Source organism: Acinetobacter gerneri DSM 14967 = CIP 107464 = MTCC 9824, from assembly GCF_000368565.1.
GTDB lineage: Bacteria > Pseudomonadota > Gammaproteobacteria > Pseudomonadales > Moraxellaceae > Acinetobacter > Acinetobacter gerneri.
This window is the reverse complement of sequence record NZ_KB849533.1, coordinates 15,211-16,342: the sequence shown is the minus strand read 5'-3', so window position 1 is coordinate 16,342 and position 1,132 is coordinate 15,211. Positions and strand designations below refer to the sequence as shown.

The 1,132-nt window shown below is 49.6% G+C and carries 1 protein-coding gene; it reads left to right on the top strand.

Annotated features, from left to right (window positions below):
- The coding region (locus F960_RS22550; RefSeq protein WP_004854684.1) for an Ig-like domain-containing protein at nt 1-1,132 on the top strand (1,132 nt) is incomplete at both ends.

Here is a 1,132-nt window from a genome sequence, read left to right as displayed (position 1 = left end):
CACCTAACGCCCCAGTCGTGACTGAAAATAATGCAACAGGTCTAGCAGGAACAGCGGAAGCAGGTTCCACAGTGACGGTGACTGATGCTTTGGGCAATACGGTTACAGCGACTGCAGATAGTACGGGCCATTGGTCCATCACTCCAAATCCAATTGCAAATGATACTGAAGGTACGGTCACTGCAACCGATGCGGCAGGAAATGAGAGTGCGTCAGTATCAACAGGTCTTGCTGATCTTACAGCGCCTGATGCGCCAGTAGTTGATGAAAACAACTCAGCAGGTTTAGCAGGAACAGCGGAAGCAGGCTCAACAGTGACGGTGACTGATGCTTCGGGTAATACGGTTATAGCAACTGCTGATAGTGCAGGCCATTGGTCAATCACTCCAAATCCGATTGCAGATGGCACTGAAGGTACGGTGACTGCAACCGATGCAGCAGGAAATGAGAGTGTGCCAGTATCAACAGGTCTTGCTGATCTCACAGCGCCTAATGTACCAACAGTTGATGAAAACAACTCATCGGGCTTAAGCGGAACAGCAGAAGCAGGTTCAACCGTGACCGTGACTGATGCTTTGGGCAATACGGTTACAACAACTGCAGATAGCGCAGGTCAGTGGAGTATTACTCCAAATCCGATTGCAGAGGGCACCGAAGGTACCGTGACTGCAACCGATGCGGCAGGAAATGAGAGTGCGTCAGTATCAACAGGTCTTGCTGATCTCACAGCCCCTGATGCACCAAAAGTTGATGAAAATAACTCGGCAGGACTAGCAGGAACAGCAGAAGCAGGTTCCACAGTGACGGTGACTGACGCTTCGGGCAATACCGTTACAGCAATTGCAGATAGTGCAGGCCATTGGTCAATTACTCCAAATCCGATTGTGAATGGCACAGAAGGTACGGTAACTGCAACGGATGCAGCTGGGAATACAAGTACTGAAACATCTACTGGAATTGCACAAAAAACAGCCCCTGATGCACCAGTGGTGGATGAAAACAACTCAGCAGGTTTAGCAGGAACAGCGGAAGCAGGTTCAACAGTGACCGTGACTGATGCTTCGGGCAATACTGTGACCACGATTGCTGACAGTACTGGTCATTGGTCAATTTCACCAAATCCTCTTGAAGA